Annotated in this window: 13 protein-coding genes; 10 read left to right on the top strand and 3 right to left on the bottom strand. The window is 64.4% G+C overall.

The genetic code is table 11. The features are described from left to right. Nucleotides 1-172 precede the first annotated feature (172 nt). The 7 genes from mtrA to secA all read left to right on the top strand — a co-directional run bounded on the left by mtrA (nucleotide 173) and on the right by secA (nucleotide 10,562). Entirely contained in the window at nucleotides 173-847 is a 675-nt protein-coding gene (mtrA, locus tag ACIGJD_RS13005) for an MtrAB system response regulator MtrA (RefSeq protein ID WP_483686541.1), read from the top strand. 190 nt (nucleotides 848-1,037) lie between these two features. Next, nucleotides 1,038-2,810 (top strand): MtrAB system histidine kinase MtrB, encoded by a 1,773-nt coding sequence (gene mtrB, locus ACIGJD_RS13000; protein WP_483689494.1) that lies wholly within the window; start codon nucleotides 1,038-1,040, stop codon nucleotides 2,808-2,810. Further along, entirely contained in the window at nucleotides 2,807-4,522 is a 1,716-nt protein-coding gene (locus ACIGJD_RS12995) for an LpqB family beta-propeller domain-containing protein (protein ID WP_483686540.1), read from the top strand. The genes mtrB and ACIGJD_RS12995 overlap by 4 nt, the downstream gene beginning before the upstream one ends. A gap of 173 nt (nucleotides 4,523-4,695) precedes the next feature. Next, nucleotides 4,696-5,607 carry a ComF family protein gene (locus ACIGJD_RS12990; RefSeq protein WP_483686539.1) on the top strand — a complete coding sequence of 304 codons (912 nt, stop codon included), beginning with the start codon at nucleotides 4,696-4,698 and terminating at the stop codon, nucleotides 5,605-5,607. Between the two features lie 144 nt (nucleotides 5,608-5,751). Then, nucleotides 5,752-6,477, top strand: coding sequence for a ribosome hibernation-promoting factor, HPF/YfiA family (hpf, locus tag ACIGJD_RS12985; RefSeq protein WP_483686538.1), 726 nt, complete (start codon nucleotides 5,752-5,754; stop codon nucleotides 6,475-6,477). Nucleotides 6,478-6,509: 32 nt separating this feature from the next. Further along, a complete protein-coding gene (locus ACIGJD_RS12980; RefSeq protein WP_483686537.1) occupies nucleotides 6,510-7,721 on the top strand; it encodes a winged helix-turn-helix domain-containing protein in 1,212 nt (403 codons plus the stop codon). A 99-nt stretch (nucleotides 7,722-7,820) separates the two neighbouring features. Next, the gene (secA, locus tag ACIGJD_RS12975; RefSeq protein WP_483686536.1) at nucleotides 7,821-10,562 is read left to right on the top strand and encodes a preprotein translocase subunit SecA; all 2,742 of its coding nucleotides are present in this window, start codon (nucleotides 7,821-7,823) and stop codon (nucleotides 10,560-10,562) included. A gap of 103 nt (nucleotides 10,563-10,665) precedes the next feature. Here the strand turns inward: secA and ACIGJD_RS12970 are convergent, their stop codons facing one another. Both ACIGJD_RS12970 and ACIGJD_RS12965 read right to left on the bottom strand, forming a co-directional pair. After that, a complete protein-coding gene (locus ACIGJD_RS12970; protein ID WP_483686535.1) occupies nucleotides 10,666-11,160 on the bottom strand; it encodes an Rv3235 family protein in 495 nt (164 codons plus the stop codon). Nucleotides 11,161-11,265: 105 nt separating this feature from the next. Beyond that, a complete protein-coding gene (locus tag ACIGJD_RS12965) occupies nucleotides 11,266-11,412 on the bottom strand; it encodes a hypothetical protein (RefSeq protein WP_483686534.1) in 147 nt (48 codons plus the stop codon). 856 nt (nucleotides 11,413-12,268) lie between these two features. Here ACIGJD_RS12965 and ACIGJD_RS12960 point away from each other — a divergent pair. Then, on the top strand, nucleotides 12,269-12,832 hold the full coding sequence (locus ACIGJD_RS12960; RefSeq protein ID WP_483686533.1) for a hypothetical protein: 564 nt from the start codon (nucleotides 12,269-12,271) through the stop codon (nucleotides 12,830-12,832). Nucleotides 12,833-12,865: 33 nt separating this feature from the next. On the opposite strand, the gene ACIGJD_RS12955 is transcribed toward ACIGJD_RS12960, so the two are convergent. Further along, the gene (locus ACIGJD_RS12955; protein ID WP_018768505.1) at nucleotides 12,866-13,081 is read right to left on the bottom strand and encodes a helix-turn-helix domain-containing protein; all 216 of its coding nucleotides are present in this window, start codon (nucleotides 13,079-13,081) and stop codon (nucleotides 12,866-12,868) included. Between the two features lie 152 nt (nucleotides 13,082-13,233). Between ACIGJD_RS12955 and ACIGJD_RS12950 the strand changes: the two genes are divergently transcribed. Together ACIGJD_RS12950 and ACIGJD_RS12945 are read left to right on the top strand one after the other, a co-directional pair. Beyond that, nucleotides 13,234-13,875 (top strand): hypothetical protein, encoded by a 642-nt coding sequence (locus tag ACIGJD_RS12950; protein WP_483686532.1) that lies wholly within the window; start codon nucleotides 13,234-13,236, stop codon nucleotides 13,873-13,875. Continuing rightward, complete coding sequence (locus ACIGJD_RS12945) at nucleotides 13,872-15,176, top strand: CpaE/TadZ family protein (RefSeq protein ID WP_483686531.1); 1,305 nt, start codon at nucleotides 13,872-13,874, stop codon at nucleotides 15,174-15,176. Before ACIGJD_RS12950 ends, ACIGJD_RS12945 begins: the two co-directional genes overlap by 4 nt. Nucleotides 15,177-15,200 lie beyond the last annotated feature (24 nt).

The raw sequence follows: 15,200 nt of genomic DNA, 5'->3' as shown, positions 1-15,200 counted from the left end.
ACACTGATTCCTCCCCCAATACCAGTCCGCCTGCCACGCGCCGGAACGTGCGCACCGGCAGCACAGCACATGACCCCAAGACTATAGTTCCGGCGTCGGACGGCCTAGTACTCCCGCCATGCCGGAAGCCGCTCAATAGGACAAACCCATTTCGATAAGGGAATATATAGCTATGAAGGCACGCATTCTGGTGGTAGACGATGACGAAGCGCTGGCCGAGATGATTGGAATTGTCCTCCGTAATGACGGCTTTGAGCCGGTTTTCTGCGCCGACGGCGCCCAGGCGCTGGACATCTTCCGGTCATCGCGGCCGGACCTGGTCCTGCTCGACCTCATGCTTCCCGGCATGGACGGCATCGAGGTCTGCCGGCAGATCCGCGGTGAGTCGGACGTGCCCATCGTGATGCTCACCGCCAAATCGGACACCTCCGACGTCGTCCGCGGCCTGGAGTCCGGTGCTGACGACTACGTGCCCAAACCCTTCAAACCCGCTGAGCTGGTGGCACGCGTGCGGGCCCGCCTTCGCCCCGGGGACCAGAAGGCGCCCGAGACTCTTCGCATCGCCGACATCACCATCGATGTCGCCGGCCACACCGTCAGCCGCGGCAGTGAGCGGATCTCCCTCACCCCGCTGGAATTCGATCTCCTGGTGGCACTGGCCCGTAAACCCTGGCAGGTATTCACGCGGGAGCTGCTGCTGGAGCAGGTCTGGGGATACCGCCACGCTGCCGACACCAGATTGGTCAACGTCCATGTCCAGCGGCTGCGGTCCAAGATCGAACAGGACCCGGAAGCCCCGGAAGTTGTATTGACGGTGCGTGGTGTCGGCTACAAAGCAGGGGTCTGACCCCGCTGCGCAGGGCGGGGAACCGGACCAGCGCACAACCCCGCCCAATGAGGTTGGCGGCCCGAACGGGACCACCGCGGGCCAGGACGACGCCGCGGGGGACATCACCCAACGCCAGGGCGCCGCAAGCGAGGCCGCCGCACAGGGCGCGCCCGGCCCTGGGGACGGCATCGCTCCCGTCCTCAGGCATGTGGCATTCCGGGCAAGGATTTGGCAGCGGCGTGCCCTGATCGTCGCCCTGCGCGTGGCACGCCTGGTCCGCACCGGCGTCCGCCGCTTCCTTCCCGGCCTGAGGTACCTTGGCCGCGCCCTGCAGCAGCGCTGGCGCCGGTCCCTGCAGTTCCGTACGGTCCTCACCACCCTGATGCTGGCTGTGACCTCGTTCGCCGTTGTCGGCGCATACCTGTCCAACCAGATCGCCAACAACCTGTTCCAGGAGCGGCTGACGCAGGCGGAGTCGGAGACCCGGTACAACGTCAAGCAGGTGCAGGACACGTTCGACGGCGCCCAGGTCACCGACCAGTCCAGCGTCATCACCTTGGTTTCGGACACGCTGAGCGCCGTGGAAGGCCGGGGTTCGGTCATCCAGCGACGCTACGTCTTCGAAGCGATGCCAAACCAGACCAAACCCCGGAACCGCTGGGTGGAGTCAAGAGCCTCGGACCAGCTGACCGTCAGTGTCATTCCGGCGGACCTGCGGAAGGCAGTCCAGGACTCCGGCAAAGACCAGTACTGGGCCTCCACGGTCATCCCGGTGGGCACCGAGGACCGCCCGGGAATCGCCGTGGGGAACAAAGTGACCTTCAACGGCACGGTTTATGAGCTTTACCTGATCTATGACCTGAATACCGCCCAGCAGACCCTCAACGAAATCCAAAGCGTCCTGTGGGCCGGCGGTGCGGTGCTTGTCCTCCTGATCGGCGCCGTAGCCTGGTACGTCACCCGCAACGTGGTCAGCCCGGTCAGCCACGCCGCCATGGTGTCCGAGAAACTGGCAGCCGGGCAGCTGCAGGAGCGCATGGTAGTCAGGGGCGAGGACGAAGTGGCCCGCCTTGGCGCTTCCTTCAACCACATGGCAGCCAGCCTGCAGGAGCAGATCACCCAACTTGCAACGCTTTCGCAGATGCAGCAGCGATTTGTCTCCGACGTCTCGCACGAATTGCGGACGCCGTTGACCACCGTCCGCATGGCAGCAGAAGTCCTCTACGACGCGCGGGATGACTTCGATCCCATCAACAAGCGGTCCGCGGAGCTGCTCTACAACCAGGTGGAACGGTTCCAGTCCCTCCTCTCCGACCTTCTTGAAATCAGCCGCTTCGACGCGGGCGTGGCAATGCTTGATGCTGAGCCGGAGGACCTGCTCCAGGTGATCGCCCACGTCATTGAAGGAGCGGCACCCGTGGCCGCGGAGTATGGCTCCGAAATCATCTTCGCTGCCCCCGAAGGTTCCATGATCGTGGAAATGGACGCCCGGCGGATTGACAGGATTTTGCGGAACCTGATCCTGAACGCGGTGGAGCACGGTGAGGGTAAACCGGTCACGGTCACGGTGGCGGCCAATGAAACTGCCGTGGGCGTCGCCGTCCGGGACCATGGCATCGGCATGGACCAGGCACAGGCTGCCCGGGTTTTCGACAGGTTCTGGCGTGCCGATCCCGCCCGCGCCCGCACCACCGGCGGCAGCGGCCTGGGATTGTCCATCGCCATGGAAGACACAAAACTGCACCATGGCTGGCTGCAGGCCTGGGGACGGAAGGGCGACGGCGCCAACTTCCGGCTCACCCTTCCACTGCGCCAGGATGTCGTGATCGCCGAATCGCCCGTGCAGCTGGAACCGAAGGACGTGACCTTTCCGGGGGCACCGGGAAGTATCCCGGCAGAACAGGACTACAAAAACATGCTGGTGCTGCAGACAGCCAACCCCAGGCCTGCTCCGCCGCGGGCTCCCGAGGAGACACCATGAGGCCGGCGGTGTCCCACGCGAAGTACCCGGCGGCGTTGCTGGCACTGCTGATGGTCCTGCTGTCGGGGTGCGCGCGGATTCCCACGTCCGGCCCTGTGGGGAAGAGCAGCGAAAGCAGCGCAGGAAACGTCAGCGCACCGGTGTTCCTTCCCGCAGCGCCGCAACCGGGCGCATCACCGGAAACCATCATCGACTACTTTTACCGTGCCGGCAGCGGCTACGAGGACGACTATGCGGTGGCCCGGCAGTACCTCACGCAGGCATCGGCAGTGTCCTGGAAACCGGACAAGCGCGCGCTGGTGTACCGGGAGGCACGCGTTGTTCCCACGGGCACCGAGAACGTCTTCAACTATGAACTCGACGTCTCCTACTCCGTGAACGCGGATGGCATCGCCACACAATCGCCGCCCGGAACAGTGGAGCGCATTCCCGTGACGGTGACGCAGGTGGACGGGGAGTGGCGGATCTCCGCGATTCCGGATGGGACCGCCATCGCGGAGGAGACGTTCAAGGTGATCTACGGTGCCTACCCCATCTACTTCTACGACCCCACCTTCACCTACGCCGTTCCCGACGTCCGCTGGTTCCTGAAGAACAAGACGGTCAAGGCCATGACCAGCGCACTGCTGGCCGGCCCTGCTCCATACCTGCGCGGCGCCGTCGCCAGCGCCTTTCCCTCGGGCATCAAGCTCGCCCGTGAATCAGTGCCCGTGGTGTCCGGGGCGGCACAGGTGGACCTGACGGCCAAGGAATTGACGGAAACGTCAGCCGAGGACCGGCTGCGCATGCAGATGCAGCTGACGCTCACGTTCCGAAGCCAGCCCGATGTGGTCAACGTTGAGCTGCGTGCCAACCAGGACCTGGTCCGGGTGGAGGACAACGGGAGTGTTCTTCCCCCGGTGCTGGACAAGACCGTGCCGTCGCGGCAGATCGCCATCAGTGGCAATGAGCTGGTGCGGTACGAGAACAACAGGGTGTCGCCGCTTCCCGACATGCAGCCGGTTTCCGCGCTCAATCCCCGGTATCCCGCCGAGTCCCCGGTCTCGCAGACTGCGGCCTTCCTCAACGACGGCCGGACCACCCTGTACAGCATCAGCCCAGGGCAACCGGCGCGTGCGCTGACCACCAGGACCACTCTCAGCCGCCCGTCCATCAACCTCAACGACTGGGTATGGACAGCGGGGCCGGGCGCCACCGGTGCCACTGAGGTAGTGGCGTTCCACCCCGCCGGCGTGGCGGAAGGAGCGGCAGTTCCGTCCGTAACGCTGGCACCAGCATGGCTGGCCGGCCGCACGGTGAAGGAGCTCCGCATCTCGCGCGACGGCGTGCGCGCCCTGGTCATCTCCGAACAAAACGGCAAGTCCAAAGTGCAAATAGCTGGCGTGATCCGGGCGGGGGACGGCACTCCCCGGGAGCTGACGGCGCCCATCACCCTGGTGGCTTCCAGTGATCCCGACCAGGGTGTTTGGGTGAACGGCACCACCGTTGCGGTGATGAAGGGGGCGGCAGGTACGAATGTGACGCCGGAACTGCTGTCCCTGACTTCCGGGCAGCCGCAGCAGCTGGCTCCCTGGCCGGGCGTGGTGGCCATCAGCGCCGGAAACGGCGCCGACGACCTCTACATACAATCCGGGGAAGGGATCTTCCAGCGCCTCGGCAATGGTTGGTCGCCGCAAATCAAAGGCCCTATCGATCCTGCGTTCCCGGGCTGACCCGCTCCTGCCCGCAACTGCAGGCAGCGCAGCGCTTCGCCGCGTTGGTGGCCTTGTCCACATAGCCGCCGCGCGGCTGCCCGCCGGCTCGGGATCTGGGCCAGGGTGAAATGGTGAACACCCTGACCCCAAAGACGGACTCCGATGATCGCGGCCGCAACAGAACCAGGGCAATGGATCCGGATCTTGCCCCGCACCCGCCCTCGGCGGCACTGCACCGCGCTGAACACCACGCCGCCTCCCTGCGACTTCTCGACTGGGTGGCTGGTGCTGCGGAAGACCTCCTCGCTTTGGCGGTCCCGGTGGACTGCGTCTGCTGCGGATCAGAAGACCACAGTCTTTGCCCATCCTGCGCCGGCCGCCTCCGGCAGCTGACCAGGCAGCCCTTCCGTGCGGAAAGGGGGGCACCTGCCCTGATGGACGTCGCGGGGACAGCCATATTGCCAGTGGTGGCGGCAGGAGTGTACCGGGACGAACTGGCGCAGGGGCTGCTGTCGTTCAAACGGCACGGGCAGCACCAGCTCGGCAAAAGCCTTGGCCGCGCGCTGGCCTCGGCAGTCAGGGCGGCAGCCCGTGACGGCGCCGGGTTCCTGCTGGTACCGGTGCCCACCAGCACGTCGGCATACCTCAGCCGGGGGTTCAGCCCCGTCCACCTGTTGCTGAAGCAAGCGGCACGGCAGTTGCCGGGGTTCGATGTCGCCGATGTCCTGCGTAAGACCCCGGCGCCCGGGGGTCGGTTCCCGGACAGGTACAAGGGGCTTGTAAGCCGGAAGGCTTTGGCGGGTCAAAAGGGCCTGGGCAGGGGAGCCCGGTCACGACGGGTCCGGGGATCCATGCAGGTCAAGTCCAGCGTCCGGGCAAAGGTCGCAGGGCGCCCCTGCATCCTCATCGACGACGTCCTGACCACCGGCGCCACCCTTGGCGAAGCAGCCCGGGCGCTGCACCTCGCCGGCGCCCAGGTGAGGGGCGCCGTCGTCCTGGCGGCGACACGCCCGCCCGACGCACCTGACCCGGACGCGGCACTCGCAGGGCCGCCACGGAACCACCATGACTTAGAAAAAAATAAACCGGGAAAGGATGAATAACGGGTGGCTATGAACTAACGTCTGAGGTGGGTACCAAGAACAGAATGTACCTTTCGATGGCGGCTCGGAGAGGGGCTCGACTGTCAGGCAGCAGGGCCCAGGGAAGTGCCGCCGTCGTGTCACCGAAGTCATTTGGAGGGCACCATGGAGTTTATGATCAGCGGACGAAATCTGACAGTTTCAGACCGGTTCCGCGAATACGCCGGGGAAAAGATCGCAAAAATCGAATCGCTGGGTGACAAGATCCAGCGTGTCGATACGAAAGTCTCCAAGGAGACCAATGCCCGGCAAACCGGCGACCAGTTGACGGTCGAGGTGACAGTCCTGGGCCGGGGTCCTGTAATCCGCGCCGAAGCGAGCGCCCCAGACAAATTTGCCGCCTTTGACCTTGCCTACAACAAGCTGCTTGAGCGGCTCCGTCGGGCCAAGGACCGCAAGAAGGTCCACCATGGCCGCCACACTCCCAAGGCTGTCCGTGAAGCAACAGCCACCCTTGAACCAGCCAGCGCGCACGAACCGCTGTACCTTGAAGCCAACCGCAGGAGCGAATCCTCGCCGGCACCGGAAGAAAAATCCCCCTACGACGTTGAAAATGACATTCCGGCCGGGAACTCACCGGTACTGATCCGGCGCAAGGTCTTCCCCGCTGCTTCAATGACGCTCGACGATGCCGTGGACAACATGGAGCTCGTCGGCCATGACTTCTATCTTTTCGTGGACAAGGCGACCAACACGCCGTCCGTCGTGTACCGCCGCCGCGGCTGGACCTACGGAGTCATCACCCTGGACCACGAATGCGAGCCAGGGGACACTGCCGTGGAGGAAAAGGTCCTGGCGTACCGCTCCGATGACGCCGCCGCCAACGCTTAAGGTGGACAAAACCACCGCCAGAGAGGACTGAATTGTCAGCAACGCTGAGCCTTGACCAGGCCCGGCGGATCGCACTGGCAGCACAGGGACTTCATAAAGGACGGCCCGCCGGCCCCGTGACAGCACGGACGGTGGGCCGTACTTTTGCCCGGCTTCAGCTCGTCCAGATCGACTCCGTCAACGTTTTGGTCCGGAGCCACTTCCTGCCCTTCTATTCCCGGCTTGGCGATTACGACCGCGAGATCCTGCAACGCATGTCAGCCAGCCATCCGCGCCGAATGCTGGAGTACTGGGCCCACGAAGCCAGCTACATCCGGCCGGAGCATTACCAGGACCTGCTTCCATGGCAGAAGCGGTCCTGGGTAGGCGCCTCCCGGCTTGACCCCGGTATCCGTGCTGACTTCGCCGGCAGGATCCTGGCAGTCCTCGCCCGGTCCCGGCCCCTGACCGCCTCGGAACTGACAGCGCGGCTTGGCCATGTGGAGGAAAAACAGTCGAACAACTGGGGATGGAACTGGAATGCGGTTAAACGCGTGCTGGAAGATCTCTTTGAAGAGGGTCTGGTATCGGCGGCTTCCAGGACCGGGCAATTCGAGCGCAGGTACACCCTGACAACGAAGGTCCTGCCGTACCCGGCTCCTGAAGTGCGGGAAGTGGACCCAACTGCTGCACTCCAACGGCTCACCGACGCGGCCGCGCTGGCACATGGAATCGGAAGTATCCGCTGCTTCGCCGATTACTTCCGGACGCCGGTCAAGGCAACCGCCCAGGCCGTGGAGCACCTCGTGCAGCAAGGCCGGCTTGAACCTGTCAAAGTGGCTGGTTGGGGGCGGGCCGTCTTTCGGCATGTGGAAGCATCACTGCCACGGCGTGCCACCGGTCGTGCCCTGTTGAGCCCCTTCGATTCCCTGGTTTTCGAACGCCGGCGCCTGTGGGAACTGTTCGGGTTCCATTACCGGATCGAGATCTACACGCCGGCGCCAAAACGGCGTTTCGGGTACTACGTCCTGCCTTTCCTGCTTCGCGACCGGATTGTGGCACGGGTGGACCTGAAAGCGGACAGGGCGGGCGGCCGGCTGCTGGTGAGGTCCGCTTTTGCCGAGCCGGACGCGCCGGTGGACACCGCCGTCGAACTCGCTGCGGAGCTGAAGCTGATGGCCCAATGGCTTGGCCTGCCGGAGGTGGAAGTAGAGGAGGCAGGTGACCTCGCGGCGGGTCTGTCCCAAGAGCTGGCACGCCTGTAGGGAGTATCCGCTCTTAGGGAAAAGGGGCACCGGCCGCGTGTCTCTCCCGTAGACTGAACACGCCAGAATTCGGCGGCATCAGACTGGGAGCATCTTCACGTGGCATCACTTATCGAAAAAATTCTCCGCACGGGTGACAAAAAAACACTCCGGCAGCTGCGGAACTATGCCGATTCCATCAACGCCCTCGAAGATTCGTTCAAGACCTTTACCGACGCCGAGCTGCGCGAGGAGACCGACCGTCTCCGCGAACGCCACCGGGACGGTGAAAAACTCGACGACCTGCTTCCGGAGGCCTTTGCCGCCGTGCGCGAAGCCTCCTCAAGAACGCTGGGGATGCGCCACTTCGATGTCCAGCTGATGGGCGGCGCCGCCCTGCACCTGGGCAATATTGCCGAAATGAAGACCGGTGAAGGCAAGACCCTGGTGGCGACCGCTCCCGCCTACCTGAACGCCCTCACCGGCAAGGGCGTGCACGTGGTCACCGTCAACGACTACCTGGCCGAATACCAGTCCGAGCTTATGGGCCGCGTGTACCGCTTCCTCGGGCTGACCAGCGGCGTTATCCTCGCCAACCAGGATCCTGCCGTGCGCCGCCAGCAGTACGCCGCGGACATCACCTACGGAACCAACAACGAGTTCGGGTTCGACTACCTGCGCGACAACATGGCGTGGGACCGCAATGAACTGGTCCAGCGCGGCCACAACTTCGCCATCGTCGACGAAGTCGACTCCATCCTGATTGACGAGGCGCGGACGCCGCTGATCATCTCCGGTCCGGCCCAGGGCGACACCAACCGCTGGTACAGCGAGTTCGCAAAAGTCGTGCTCCGGCTGCAGCCTGAGAAGGACTACGAAGTCGACGAAAAGAAGCGCACGGTTGGCGTCCTGGAGAGCGGGATCGAGAAGGTCGAGGACTACCTCGGCATCACCAACCTGTACGAATCCGCCAACACCCCGCTGATCGGATTCCTGAACAACGCCATCAAGGCCAAGGAACTGTTCAAGCGGGACAAGGACTACGTCATCCTGGACGGCGAAGTCCTGATCGTCGACGAGCACACCGGCCGCATCCTTGCGGGACGCCGCTACAACGAAGGCATGCACCAGGCGATCGAGGCCAAGGAAGGCGTCGAGATCAAGGCCGAGAACCAGACGCTGGCCACCGTGACGCTGCAGAACTACTTCCGCATGTACAGCAAGCTTTCGGGCATGACGGGCACCGCCGAAACTGAGGCCGCTGAGTTCATGAGCACCTACAAGCTGGGTGTTGTGGCCATCCCCACCAACCGGGACATGCAGCGGATCGACCAGTCCGACCTTGTGTTCAAGAACGAAGTTGTAAAGTTCGACGCCGTGGTCCGCGATATCGCCGAACGGCACGAAAAAGGCCAGCCCGTCCTTGTTGGCACCACCAGCGTGGAGAAGAGCGAATACCTGTCCAAGCTCCTGGCCAAGGAGGGCATCCGGCACGAGGTCCTGAACGCCAAGAACCATGCACGTGAAGCCGCCATCGTGGCCCAGGCAGGCCGGAAGGGCGCCGTCACCGTGGCCACCAACATGGCCGGCCGCGGTACCGACATCATGCTGGGCGGCAACGCCGAATTCACTGCCGTCGCCGAGCTCGCCAAACGTGGGCTGGACCCGGAGGAGAACTCCGAAGAGTACGAGGCCGCGTGGCCCGCTGCCCTTGAAGAAGCCAGGCAGTCCGTAAAGGATGAACACGAGGAAGTTTTGAACCTCGGAGGACTCTACGTCCTGGGCACCGAACGCCACGAGTCACGCCGCATCGACAACCAGCTCCGCGGCCGGTCCGGCCGACAGGGCGACCCCGGCGAATCACGGTTCTACCTCTCGCTGACCGATGACCTGATGCGGCTCTTCAACTCCGGTGCCGCAGAGCGCTTGATGAACAGCTCCGTCCCGGATGACGTGGCACTGGAATCCAAGCTCGTCTCGCGCGCCATCGCTTCCGCCCAGGGACAGGTGGAAGGCCGCAACGCCGAGCAGCGCAAGAATGTGCTGAAGTACGACGACGTCCTCAACCGCCAGCGTGAGGCCATCTACAGCGACCGCCGGCGCATCCTTGAGGGCGACGACCTGCACGAAAAGGTGCAGTTCTTCGTCGAGGACACCATCACCGCACTCATCGACGCCGCAACCGCCGAAGGAAACGGCGACGACTGGGACTTCCACCAGCTGTGGACAAACCTCAAGACGCTCTACCCTGTCAGCGTTACCGCCGAAGACATCATCGATGAGGCCGGCGGCAAGTCCAGGGTCACCGTGGAGATGCTGAAGGAGGAAATCCTTTCCGATGCCCGCCTGGTGTACCAGGCCCGGGAAGAGGTCATTGGTTCCGAAAGCATGCGGGAGCTTGAGCGCCGCGTGGTGCTTTCCGTCATCGGCCGAAAGTGGCAGGAACACCTCTACGAGATGGACTACCTCAAGGAAGGCATCGGCCTCCGGGCCATGGCACAACGCGATCCGCTGGTGGAGTACCAGCGCGAAGGTTTTGCGATGTTCCAAAGCATGATGGAAGCCATCCGGGAGGAAAGCGTTGGTTTCCTCTTCAACCTTGAGGTGGAAGTCACCCCTGCCCAGGATGTGGTTGTGCAGGACGCTGCCGGGGGCCACACCGAGCATATGGACCCCCAGGTGCACGCTGCCGGCCTGGAAGCTCCGGAGAAGCCGGCTCAGCTGCAGTACACCGCTCCCAGTGAGGGCGGTGGAACCCAGACCCGGGTGGAAACCCGGTCCGGGGGCGGACGCTCCGGAAATCCTGCCAAGGCAGCAGCCCAGGACGCAGCGAAACGGCCCGCGAAGAAGAAGAAGCGTTAGCAACACCGCCGGAAAGTATGGCAGGAAGGGCAGGGACGGAAGCGTCGCTGCCCTTCTTGCTGCCTGCCTTGTTACATCTCCCCGCCAACCGTCCCTCAACGGATCAGCCGATGACGAGTTCAACTATCCGCCATACCTGCTTGCTGCGCTCAAGCCGGACAGCAACAGCACGGGCGCGTACATCGTCCACCACCACAGCGCTCGCCTCATAGATACCGTCGGCCACCTCACATACCCGCACCGAGCGGACCACGGAGTTCCGGTGCAGCCGGGCCAGAGCAGGATTTCCCGTTCTCGTCAGTTCGCGCCTGATCAACGCCGCGCGGTGCTGCAGGGACGCCAGGCACCGGGGGTCAAGGCGCCGGGCCAACTGGTGGACGGGACGGATTCCGGCCAGGACTTCCATGGAGGCCTGAATCGTACCCCGCGTGATCGCCCTGACTTCCGCTGCCTCATTGACCGGCTGCAGAGGCGGCTTCGCCCCGGGCGGCTGGGCCATCGGTACCGGCACAGGGCGCGTTTTTGCCGTGCCCCTCCCACCGTTACCCTTAGTGGCGGGCAGCCCCTGGATGGTCCGGACAGGTGTCGCTGCAGTCATTCTGTTCCCCTAGCTTCAAATCGTCTGATGGATTGTGTGGCAGGCTGGACCCGTCGGGCGGCCGGCCGGAATTCGCGGGAGACACCCTGGCTCGGGTGGCCCTCGCTATGACGCCGCAGGCGCCTGAAGTATTTGGCCGGGAAGCAGGACGTCAGGGCTTCCACCGATCAGGGCGCGGTTTGCTGCGTACCACCGCGGCCATTCGAGGGCTACGTCCACGTCCGATGCCTCCGGCCCCAGGTAGGTCGCCACGATGTCCCATAATGTGTCGCCGGCCAGGACGGTTACTGCAGTTGCCTGGCCACCCGAGGCTGGACCGGAGGCACCTCTCGTCTGCGGTCCGGTCAACAACCCGGGTTCCACCACCGGGGGAGCGGGCTGCCAACCGGGGTGCAGCGTGGCGTCAGGGAGATCGCTGCCTAAACTCCGCCCCATTGCAGGACCTTCTTGCACGTCCTTCGCAGCAACCGTTGGCGTTGTGACCTCCGTACCCCCGGCGCCACTGCTCCTGGCTCCCTCCCCAACAGGGCCCACGGCCGCAAGGGGTGATGGCACTGACACCGCATATGCCTGTGTTGGTGCCCACTCAGGCCCTGGCGCGGCCGGCGCGGCATTCGCTGCGGCTCCTGCCACTAACTGCAGCGACAGAGCGGCAACCACTGCCCGCCGCATGAAGGCCGGAGACAGATTGCGGGCGGACGCCGCGGCACGGCGTCGCCCGAGGCGTTCCAGCAGGACAGAGGCGCCTGCGGTCAGGATCGAAAAGACCCACCACAGCAAGATGCCCATGCCGGCTGCCGCTGCTGCCGCCCCCAGAAGAACACCCACAGGTGCGTCCAGGTTGCGGGCTGCGGAGTCCTGCCACTGTCTCAGCAGGCCGGCCCCCAGGAAGCAAAGCAGGACACCCAATGCCAGAACAGCCAGAGCCATGACGGCGTCGGACCACTTTGCCTCTTCGGAGGGTCCCATTACTTCTCCTTTGATGGTGTTTGATGCTGTTTGATAGCGCTTGACCTAGTCTGAGCGCACGCATCCGGATTTGTCCATACGTTGGAGAGGAAAAGGTGAGGCCGTTGACTGGCCGGGCAGGGCAACTTACGCTGACGGGATGCGCTGGGATGCTCTCTTCGATGACATGGAAAGCCAGTTCGCAGAGGCTGACCGTTTGGCGCTCGACAGCGAGATCAATGAGCGGGCCCGGGCTGAGATGGTCAGTCTGCCACTCGAGCACCGGCTGCGTGCGGCCGTTGGATGTCGCATCACTGTTTACCTGCTTTGCGGAGAATCAGCGCGCGGGGAACTCAGGCATGCCGGAGCGGACGCGCTTGTTCTTGATGAAGGGCAGCACCAAGTGCTCATCCCCTACGCGGCTGCGGCGCGTTACGTCGGCCTCGGCAGGCACGCGTTGCCGGAGAACTCACAGGTTCGCCGCTCAATCGGGCTCGCCCACTCCCTCCGGGGCCTTGCCCGCGACCGTGCGGAATTGTCCGTGACGATCGCAGGGGGAGCCGGCCCACAGCGGCTGGCCGGCGTTATCGACCGTGTCGGCCGGGACTATGTAGACCTGGCCTCGGTCACTCCCGGGGAGGTGCGGAGGAGCCGGAGTGTCGGTGACGTGTCAGCTATCCCATTCACTGCCTTGGCCATGATCAGGTCGCCCAAGGCCGGCTGACTCCGGCTGGGGAACCGTGAAGGGTGTACGGCGTCAAACAGACTTGGAGCGTGATTCCTGGATCATGCGGCTGGCCTCGGCGTAGCGTTCCTCGATGTACTGCTCCAGCATCTTCTCCTCCACCCGCCATTGCCCGCGGCCGCCCACCTGGATGGCCTTCAGTTCGCCGCTGCGGACCAAGGCGTATGCGGCAGGGGAGTTTATCTGGAGCTGCTCTGCTACATCGGCAAGCGTGAGGAACCTTGGCATGCATCCATTTTGCCATCAAGTGGCCCCTCATGTGCCTGTTATCCACAGTTTGGCCGTATTTGGATAATTGACTTTTGTTCGCGTGGCCTTGCGGTAACAATGAGGAGTCCGGCCAGAGCGGGCAGGTTCGGTATACCTAGGGGGAGAACGGTATGGTTCCTGATTCAAGCGCCACAGCGGCGCGGCTAAAGCGCCCTTCGTGGAAGGACCCTCGGCTGTTGGTGGGCATCCTCCTGGTCCTGGCATCCATAGCGGGGGTCATCTTCCTGGTTGGCAGTGCAGACCGCGCCACTGAGGTCTATGCGGCGCGGGAGGGCATCGCTGTGGGCGAGCGCCTGACGCGGGAGAATGTGGTGGCCGCCAAGGTCCGGCTGGGGGATACGGAACAGCACTACATCACAGTGGAGGCCGGCCTGCCCCAGGATGTCGTCGCTATGCAGAGGATTGGAAAAGACCAGCTTGTCCCCAGGGCGAGCCTTGGTGCAGTGGACCAGTTGGACCGGAAGCCCGTTGCCCTCAATGTCGAGCAGACCCTGCCATCGCAGGCGGTCGCCGGCGCCCGTGTGGACGTCTGGGTGGCCCAGCCCGACGCGAAAAACGGATTCAGCGAGCCCAAGCTCATCCTTCCCGGAGCGGAGATTGCAGAGGTTGCGAATGGGTCCACCGCCCTAGGGTCATCGAAAACCACCGTGCTCATGGTCCTGGTCGAGGACAAGCAGATGCCTGCCTTGCTGGGTGCCCAGGCAAATGAGGCAAAGATCTCCGTCGTGTGGAACCCGGGTGGTGCCCGATGAACATCCCCGTCGTCACCGTCGGCCAAAGCCGTGAGGATTTGGTTGGCGGCCTTGAACGACTGCACGGTCCGGTCACGGTGGTGCGCCGGTGCGCGGAACTTGCCGAACTGCTGGCGGCCTGCCAGAGCGGACTGGCCCGGGCAGCCGTGGTTGCCGATGGGTCCGAGGGATTGACTGCTTCCCTGGTGGACCGCCTGGGAGCAGTCGGCGTCGCGGTCATCGCGCTGACCGACAGTGCAGAGGAGGCGGCGCGGCTCCGGAAAATTGGTGTCGCCTCGGCGTTGGCGGGGGTCGAATCGGCGGAGCTTTCGGGCAGGATTGCCGACGCCGTCGCCCAGCTTACGGGTGCGGGCCGTCCGGCCAGCCTCAGCGCAGCCGCTGATCCCGGAGCTGCGCTGGCAACCGATCCCGCGGAGCCGGAGCAGGCGGCGGAAGGGCGTGGAAGCGGACGGCTCATCGTCGTCTGGGGGCCGGCGGGGTCTCCGGGAAGGACCACCGTGGCGGTGAACATCGCCGGGGAGATGGCCGCCGACGGGCAGGACGTCCTCCTGGTCGACGCCGACACATACGGCGCAAGCGTAGCCGCAGTACTTGGTCTCCTGGACGAGTCAGCCGGCCTGGCCCAGGCGTGCAGGCTCGCCGATCAGGGGCAGCTGGATACGGATGCACTCCGAAAGATCGCTGCTACGGTCGCTACGGCATCAGGGCAGTTCCGGGTGCTGACGGGAATTACCCGTGCGGACCGATGGACGGAAATCCGTGCCACAGCCCTGGCGCTGGTCCTTGAGCGGGCCCGGGAGATCGCCGATGTGCTGGTAGTTGATACCGGCTTCTGCCTGGAAGCCGATGAGGAACTGAGCTTCGACACCATGGCGCCGCGCCGGAACGCGGCCACACTGCGGCCGCTGGAGCTGGCAGACACTGTCTATGCCGTCGGCGCAGCTGATCCCGTGGGTGTACCCCGGCTGGTGCGTGCGCTCGCCGAGCTTGAAGACGCGGTTCCGCAGGCGTCACCTACTGTCCTGATGAACAAAGTGCGTTCCTCCTCCGTGGGGAGGGATCCTGAGCGCCAATTGCGGGATGCATGGGAAAGGTACGGGCCGGCGCCGGAACTGAAGGCATTCCTGCCCCATGATCCGCGCGCCGCCGATGCCGCCCTCCTGGGAGGATCCCTGCTGCTGGAGGCTGCCCCGGAGTCGGACTTACGCCGGGCGATTCGCGGGCTCGTTTGTGCACCAGACCAGCGAAAGCGCAAATCCTCTGTATTTTCTTCCACACCACGGGGCAGGGCGAAGGACTAGGCTCGCCATAAGAGCTGCAAAGGT

The organism is Arthrobacter sp. E1SS-5 (assembly GCF_057073715.1).
The sequence above is the reverse complement of the archived record's forward strand: the minus strand, read 5'-3'. Positions and strand labels throughout refer to the sequence as shown.

What these genes read in the sequence shown, in the direction of transcription:
- hpf (WP_483686538.1), top strand. Translation starts at nt 5,752, where the DNA reads ATGGAGTTTATGATCAGCGGACGAAATCTGACAGTTTCAGACCGGTTC.
- ACIGJD_RS12945 (WP_483686531.1), top strand. Translation starts at nt 13,872, where the DNA reads ATGAACATCCCCGTCGTCACCGTCGGCCAAAGCCGTGAGGATTTGGTT.
- mtrA (WP_483686541.1), top strand. Translation starts at nt 173, where the DNA reads ATGAAGGCACGCATTCTGGTGGTAGACGATGACGAAGCGCTGGCCGAG.
- ACIGJD_RS12960 (WP_483686533.1), top strand. Translation starts at nt 12,269, where the DNA reads ATGCGCTGGGATGCTCTCTTCGATGACATGGAAAGCCAGTTCGCAGAG.
- ACIGJD_RS12955 (WP_018768505.1), bottom strand. Translation starts at nt 13,081, where the DNA reads ATGCCAAGGTTCCTCACGCTTGCCGATGTAGCAGAGCAGCTCCAGATA.
- ACIGJD_RS12970 (WP_483686535.1), bottom strand. Translation starts at nt 11,160, where the DNA reads ATGACTGCAGCGACACCTGTCCGGACCATCCAGGGGCTGCCCGCCACT.
- ACIGJD_RS12995 (WP_483686540.1), top strand. Translation starts at nt 2,807, where the DNA reads ATGAGGCCGGCGGTGTCCCACGCGAAGTACCCGGCGGCGTTGCTGGCA.
- ACIGJD_RS12990 (WP_483686539.1), top strand. Translation starts at nt 4,696, where the DNA reads ATGGATCCGGATCTTGCCCCGCACCCGCCCTCGGCGGCACTGCACCGC.
- ACIGJD_RS12950 (WP_483686532.1), top strand. Translation starts at nt 13,234, where the DNA reads ATGGTTCCTGATTCAAGCGCCACAGCGGCGCGGCTAAAGCGCCCTTCG.